The organism is Streptomyces poriferorum (assembly GCF_019399235.1).
GTDB lineage: Bacteria > Actinomycetota > Actinomycetes > Streptomycetales > Streptomycetaceae > Streptomyces > Streptomyces poriferorum.
On sequence record NZ_JAELVH010000333.1, the window covers coordinates 1 to 6937 of the forward strand.

Annotated in this window: 5 protein-coding genes and 1 pseudogene; 1 reads left to right on the forward strand and 5 read right to left on the reverse strand. The window is 71.2% G+C overall.

Annotation, left to right across the window (positions count from 1 at the left end; all coding sequences use genetic code 11):
* Positions 1-13 precede the first annotated feature (13 nt).
* Positions 14-841 (reverse strand): enoyl-CoA hydratase family protein, encoded by an 828-nt coding sequence (locus tag JGS39_RS34830; RefSeq protein ID WP_219573750.1) that lies wholly within the window; start codon positions 839-841, stop codon positions 14-16.
* Positions 842-1083: 242 nt separating this feature from the next.
* Between JGS39_RS34830 and JGS39_RS34835 the strand changes: the two genes are divergently transcribed.
* Complete coding sequence (locus JGS39_RS34835) at positions 1084-1530, forward strand: ATP-binding protein (protein WP_219573751.1); 447 nt, start codon at positions 1084-1086, stop codon at positions 1528-1530.
* A gap of 12 nt (positions 1531-1542) precedes the next feature.
* Here JGS39_RS34835 and JGS39_RS34840 read toward each other — a convergent pair whose 3' ends face one another.
* The 4 genes and pseudogenes from JGS39_RS34840 to JGS39_RS34855 all read right to left on the reverse strand — a co-directional run.
* Positions 1543-2970, reverse strand: coding sequence for an amino acid permease (locus JGS39_RS34840; protein ID WP_219573752.1), 1428 nt, complete (start codon positions 2968-2970; stop codon positions 1543-1545).
* A gap of 188 nt (positions 2971-3158) precedes the next feature.
* The gene (gene argF, locus JGS39_RS34845; RefSeq protein ID WP_219573753.1) at positions 3159-4163 is read right to left on the reverse strand and encodes an ornithine carbamoyltransferase; all 1005 of its coding nucleotides are present in this window, start codon (positions 4161-4163) and stop codon (positions 3159-3161) included.
* A 222-nt stretch (positions 4164-4385) separates the two neighbouring features.
* Complete coding sequence (locus JGS39_RS34850) at positions 4386-5618, reverse strand: arginine deiminase (protein WP_219573754.1); 1233 nt, start codon at positions 5616-5618, stop codon at positions 4386-4388.
* A gap of 102 nt (positions 5619-5720) precedes the next feature.
* A pseudogene (locus JGS39_RS34855) lies at positions 5721-6937 on the reverse strand (polynucleotide kinase-phosphatase); the annotation flags it as partial.

Below are 6937 nucleotides of genomic sequence, written 5' to 3' on the forward strand. Positions count from 1 at the left end.
GGCGTCATCCCGGTCACCGGCCCTGCCATTTCGGCGGCCGTTTCTCGGCGAAGGCGGCGTGGAACTCGGCGTAGTCCTCGCCGTGCATCAGCAGGGCCTGGGTGGCGGCGTCCATCTCCACGGAGGCCGCCAGCGGCATGTCGAGTTCGGCGGTGAGCAGTGCCTTGGTCTGGGCGAGGGCGAGCGCGGGTCCGTCGGCCAGGCGCCGGGCGAGCGCCGCGGCCCGCTCGTCGGCCCCGCCCTCCTCGGCCAGTTCGCTGATCAGCCCGATCCGCTCGGCCTCGGGGGCGCGGACGGGGTCGCCCAGCATCAGCAGCCGGGTGGCGTGGCCGAGGCCGACGACCCTGGGCAGCAGATAGGCCGCGCCCATGTCACCGCCGGAGAGCCCCACGCGGGTGAAGAGGAAGGCGAACTTCGCCGAGGGGTCGGCGACCCGGAAGTCGGCGGCGAGCGCGAGCACGGCGCCCGCCCCGGCGGCGACTCCGTGCACGGCTGCGACGACGGGGAACGGGCACTCCCGCAGGGCCCGTACCACCAGCCCGGTCATCCGGTTGAAGTCCAGCAGCTGGGCGGTGTCCATCGCGAGTGTGGCGCCGATGATCTCGTCCACGTCACCGCCCGAGCAGAAGCCGCGCCCCTCCCCGGCCAGCACGAGGGCGCGCACGGAGCGCTCCCTCGACAGCTCGGCCAGGAGGTCGCGCAGATCCGCGTAGGCGCCGAAGGTCAGCGCGTTGAGCTTCTCGGGCCGGGCGAGGGTGACGGTGACGACGCCGTCCTGCGTCGTGACCCGCAGATGGTGCCAGTTCTCCGTACGGGACGCGGAGCTGGGAAACGGACTCATCGAGGGTGGTCCCCTTCGGCCGTCGGGCTGCTGCCTGGCCCCGAATTTATCACTCGTACGTGACTTCCGTCACGAGTACGCGATAGCCGGAGTGGGAGAACCAGTGACGAACGTCCCGTTCGCACCGGTCGGCAGACCCTTGCCCGTGTCGTGGGGATTCGTATGGTTGAAACCAAGAAGTTCTGAGCTCCGAAGCCATTGAGCCCAGGACTGTTCACGCTCTCCCGAACGGAAGCCCCGCCGTGCCGTCCGATGCCCCCGCACCCGCCGTCTGGCGGATCACGCTGCCGCACACCGCGGCCGCCGTGCCGATCGCCCGGGCACTGATCCGTACGGTGCTGGCATCCATCGACCCGGACTCCGGCGCACCCGCCGACAGCGACACCGCCGAACTGCTGACCGCGGAACTGGTCGCCAACGCCGTGGAGCACACCCCGGGCGACGAGCCCGTCGAGCTGGTGGTGGAGCTCCTGCCGACCGGCTGCCAGGTGGAGGTGCACGACGGCGATCCGGCCCCGCCGGGCGATCTCTCCCGTCCGGATCCGGACGCCATGCCCGACCCGTGGCAGGAGCACGGGCGGGGGCTGCTGCTGATCCGTACCCTCAGCTCGTCCTGCGGCCACCGCACGACGGAGCGCGGCAAAGCGGTGTGGTTCACCCTGCCGTCGCCCGCCCGGCCGGCCTCCTGACCGGGCCGCTCGTCAGCCTTCCGTCCCGCGCGCCAGCCGTGAGCGGGAGCGCCCGTAGCCGGCGTAGACCACCGCGCCGACGGCCAGGAACACCGCGAACTGCACCCAGGTCGACCATCCGGTCCCGTACATCAGATACACGCAGAAGGCGACGCCGAGCAGCGGGCTGAGCGGGTAGAGCGGCACCCGGAACGAGCCCTTCACCTCCGGATTGCGGCGGCGCAGCACGATCACGGCGACGTTCACGGCCACCATCGTGGCCAGCGTCCCGATCGTGGTCAGGTTCACCACCACGTCGAGCGAGGAGAAGGCCGCCGGAACGGCGAAGACGACGGCGACGATCCAGGTGTTGGCGACCGGTGTCGCGGTCCGCGGCGAGACGCGTTCGAAGACCCGCGGGACCAGGCCGTCGCGGGACATCGACATCAGGATCCGGGTCTGTCCGTACATGACCGCGAGAACGACCGAGGCGATGGCGACGATCGCGCCGAACGCGATGATTCCGCCGCCGACGGTCGAGTCGGTGACCTGATCGACGATGAGGGAGAGCGCGGCCGGCTTGTCGGAGACGGCTTCCGGTCCGAGGGCGCCGATGGCGGCGAGGGCCACCGCGCAGTAGAGCAGCGTGACCAGGCCGATACAGATCATGATCGCGATCGGGATGTTGCGTCGCGGATTCCTGACCTCCTCGCCCGCGGTCGTGATGGCGTCGAAGCCGATGTACGAGAAGAACGCCAGCGACGCGCCCGCGGTGACGCCGCCGGGGCCGTGGGCCAGGAACGGTGTGAGGTTGTCGTGCTCGAAGGCGGTGAAGGCGATCACACAGAACATGATCAGGATGGTGATCTTCAGGACGGCCATGGCGGCCGTGGCCCCGGCGCTCTCCCGGATGCCGCGCACCAGCAGCGTCGCGGCCATCATCACCACGAGCACGGCGGGCAGGTTGATCACTCCGCCGTCGCCGGGACCGGCGGAGAGCGCGGCCGGCAGCTGCCATCCGAAGAGGCTGTCGAGCAGTTCGTTGACGTACTGGCTCCAGCCCACCGCCACGGCCGACACCGATACGCCGTACTCCAGGAGAAGGCACCAGCCCACGAGGAAGGCGGCGCGCTCGCCGAGGGTGGCGTAGGCGAAGGAGTACGAGCTGCCGGAGACCGGGATCGCGCTGCCCAGCTCGGCGAACGAGAAGGCGGTGAAGATGCAGGTGACGGCCGCGAGGACGAAGGACAGCACGACGGCGGGACCGGCTTCGGCGACGCTGTCGGACAGGCCGACGAAGATCCCGGTGCCGACGACGGCGCCGACCCCGAAGCACACCAGCTGGAAGAGCCCCATGGTGCGCCTGAGCCCGTGCCCCTCCAGGTCGGCGCCGGACTCGGCGATCAGCTGGTGCGGGTCCTTGACGCGGTGCGGCGGGCCGGGCAGGCGCAGGGGGCTCACGGCGGTGGTCTCATCTCTGGCGGTGCAGGTGGGGGGTGAGTGTTGCGGCGACGGCCGTGGGGGGCCGGTCGCCGGACACGAAAATGGGGTTCGAGCGTGCGAGCTCGAACCCCACCAACGGGGACCATATGAGAGTACCCGTACGCATGTTCACCCAATTGGGCGCATGATCATGCGGTACGACCGTGTCAGCGCGTGGCCATCGTCGCCACCAGCACGGCCTTGATCGTGTGCATCCGGTTCTCCGCCTCGTCGAAGACGACGGAGTGCGCGGACTCGAAGACCTCGTCACTGACCTCCAGCTCGGTGAGGCCGTGCCGGGCTTGGATCTCCTGGCCCACCTTGGTACCGAGGTCGTGGTAGGCCGGGAGGCAGTGCATGAACTTCACGCCGTCGTTGCCGCTGGCCCGCAGGACGTCCATGGTGACGGCGTACGGCGCGAGGGCGGTGATGCGCTCGTCCCAGACCTCCTTGGGCTCGCCCATGGAGACCCAGACGTCGGTGACGACGAAGTCGGCGCCGAGCACACCTTCGGCGATGTCCTCGGTCAGCGTGACCGTGGCCCCGCTCGCCGCCGCGAGCTCGCGGGCCTGCGCGACGACGGCGTCGGTGGGCCAGTAGGCCTTCGGCGCGACGATCCGGACGTCCATGCCCAGCAGGGCGCCGGTGACGAGGTAGGAGTTGCCCATGTTGAACCGGGCGTCGCCGAGGTAGGCGAAGGCGATCCGCTCCAGCGGCTTCTCGCTGTGCTCGGTCATCGTGAGGACGTCGGCGAGCATCTGGGTGGGGTGCCAGTCGTCGGTGAGCCCGTTGAAGACGGGCACGCCGCCGTGGGCCGCCAGCTCCTCGACGGCCTCCTGGCTGTCACCGCGGTACTCGATCCCGTCGAACATCCGGCCGAGGACACGGGCGGTGTCCTTCACGGACTCCTTGTGCCCGATCTGGGAGCCGGAGGGGTCGAGGTAGGTGGTGGACGCGCCCTGGTCGGCGGCGGCCACCTCGAACGCGCAGCGGGTACGGGTCGAGGTCTTCTCGAAGATCAGCGCGATGTTCCTGCCACGCAGCCGCTGGACCTCGGTCCCCGCCTTCTTCGCGGCCTTGAGCTCGGCGGCCAGGGCGATCAGGCCGCGGAACTCCTCGGCCGTGAAATCCAGCTCCTTGAGGAAGTGGCGGCCTGCGAGGTCTATGGCCATGGTGACTGCTCCTGGGTCGGACGGAGGGGCGCATACCGTAACCCTGGAAGTCTATACGACGCAACGCATCGCTATACAGAGCCCCCGAGGCCGCCTCCCGACACCTCACCGGCGGCGCACGCCGTCTCCGGGTACCTCTGCCGGCGCCGCACGCCGTCTCCCGGTACCTCTGCCGGCGCCGCACGCCGCCTCCCGTCACCTCACCGGCGCCGCGCGCCGCGCCTACACCGGGTCCCGGACCACTGGGCAGCTCATGCAGCGCGGGCCGCCGCGGCCCCGGCCCAGTTCGCTGCCGCGGATCTCGATGACCTCGATGCCCTCCTTGCGCAGGTGGGTGTTGGTGGTGGCGTTGCGCTCGTAGGCGACGACGACGCCCGGCTCGACGGCCAGGACGTTGCAGCCGTCGTCCCACTGCTCGCGGGCGGCCGCGTGCACGTCCTGGGTGGCGGTGAGGACCCGGATCGACTCCAGACCCAGCGCCTCGGCGACGGCCCGGTGCATGTGCTCGGGCGGATGGTCGGTGACCTTGAGATCACGCGGCCCGTCCCCGGGCTCGATGGTGTAGGAGCGGAGCATGCCCAGGCCCGCGTACTTGGTGAAGGTGTCCCCGTCGACCATCGTCATCACCGTGTCGAGGTGCATGAACGCCCGGCTCTTGGGCATGTCGAGCGCCACGATCGTCCGGGCGGATCCGGCGTCGAAGAGGCCGCGGGCCAGCATCTCCACCGCCTGCGGGGTGGTGCGTTCGCTCATCCCGATGAGCACGGCGCCCCGGCCGATGACGAGGACGTCGCCGCCCTCGATGGTGGAGGGGTAGTCGTCCTGCCCCTCCGACCAGTGGTGGAAGGCGCCGGCGTCGGGGCCCGTGAAGAGCGGGTGGTGGCGGTAGATCGCCTCGAAGTGGACGGTCTCGCGCTGCCGGGCGGGCCACCGCATGGCGTTGATGGAGACCCCGTCGTAGATCCAGGCCGAGGTGTCCCGGGTGAAGAGGTGGTTGGGCAGCGGCCCGAGCAGGAAGTCGTCCAGGTCCATGACGTGGAAGCGCACGGAGGTCGGCTCGCGGTAACGCTCCAGGAACTCCCGTTTGGTCATCCCGCCGACCAGTGCCTCGCAGAGGTCGGCGGTGGACAGCTGCTCGAAGGCGGCCCGCAGATGCTCGGTGGCCAGCGGTCCGTACTCCTTCTCCTCGAAGACCCGGTCCAGCACGAGCCGCCGGGCCACGGGGATCTCCAGCGACTCCCGGAGCAGGTCGCCGAAGAGGTGCACCTCCACGCCGCGGTCGCGCAGTACGTCCGCGAAGCCGTCGTGCTCCTCGCGGGCCCGGCGCACCCAGAGCACGTCGTCGAAGAGCAGCGCGCCCCGGTTCTCCGGCGTGAGCCGTTTCAGTTCCAGATCGGGGCGGTGCAGGATGACGCGGCGCAGCCGCCCGGCCTCGGAGTCGACATGGAATCCCATGCCCTCATCCTCACCGCGCGGGAGGGCGTTCACCCGGCGAATCGCCAGCCGGTTTCCGCTGCCGGGCCGGGACCGCGAACGGTTCCGGCCCGGCAGCACGCGTCACAGCCGCGGGTCCACCGGCTCCGACTCCAGCGCCAGGACCGCGAACACCGCCTCGTGGACCCGCCACAGCGGCTCCCCGTCGGCCAGCCGGTCCAGGGCCTCCAGGCCCAGGGCGTACTCGCGCAGGGCGAGCGACCGCTTGTGGCCGAGGAAGCGGCCGCGCAGCCGGTCCAGGTTCTCCGGGCGGGTGTACTCGGGGCCGTAGATGATCCGCAGGTACTCCCGGCCGCGCACCTTGATGCCGGGCTGGACGAGACGGTCCTTGCCGTCCCTGACGAGCGCGCCGAGCGGCTTGACGACCATGCCCTCGCCACCGCGGCCGGTCATCTCCAGCCACCAGTCGACACCCGAGCGGACCGAGGCCTCGTCGGCGGTGTCGACGACGAGCCGCCGGGTGACCTGGAGCAGACCGGTGGGGTCGTGCTCCACCAGCCGGTCCAGCCAGGCCAGCTGCTCGTCATGGGGTACGGAGGCCAGCGAGCGGCCCTGCACGGCGAGGATCTGGAAGGGCGCCAGCCGTACCCCGTCCAGCCCTTCCGTGCTCCAGCAGTAGCGGCGGTAGGCATCGGTGAACGCGGCCGCGTCCTCGGCCCGGCCCCGCTGCCGCTCCGCGAGCGCGCCGACGTCGACACCGCGTGCCGCCGCTGCCTCGAGCGCCCCGACGGCCGTGGGGAACACGGCGCCCGACGCCGCGCCGACCGCCGCGTACTGCGAGCGGAGCAGCCCGGCCGCCTTCAGGGACCAGGGCATCAGCTCGGCGTCGAGCAGCACCCAGTCGGTGTCCCACTCCTCCCACAGCCCGGCGGCGGTGACGGCCTGGCGCAGCCGGTCCAGCACGGCCTCGGTGAGCGCGGGGTCGTCCAGGAACGGCCGTCCGGTGCGCGTGTGCAGCGCACCCGTCGGGCCGCCCTTGCCGGAGTCGCCGGTCCCGGATTCACCGGTCCCGAACCGGTTCCGTGCCGCTTCCGCGTCACGGCAGACCAGGGCCACGGCCCGGGAGCCCATGTGCTTCTCCTCGCACACGACCTTGGCCACGCCGTCCGCCCGGTACTGCGCGAAGGCCTCGGCCGGGTGCTCCAGATAGCCCTCCTCCTGCGAGGTGGCGGTCGGTGCCATGGTCGGCGGAAGGTAGGCGAGCAGCCGGGGGTCGACGGCGAACCGGCTCATGACCTCCAGCGCCGCCGCCGCGTTCTCCTCGCGCACCGCGACCCGGC

What these genes read in the sequence shown, in the direction of transcription:
- JGS39_RS34830 (WP_219573750.1), bottom strand. Translation starts at nt 841, where the DNA reads ATGAGTCCGTTTCCCAGCTCCGCGTCCCGTACGGAGAACTGGCACCAT.
- argF (WP_219573753.1), bottom strand. Translation starts at nt 4,163, where the DNA reads ATGGCCATAGACCTCGCAGGCCGCCACTTCCTCAAGGAGCTGGATTTC.
- JGS39_RS34850 (WP_219573754.1), bottom strand. Translation starts at nt 5,618, where the DNA reads ATGGGATTCCATGTCGACTCCGAGGCCGGGCGGCTGCGCCGCGTCATC.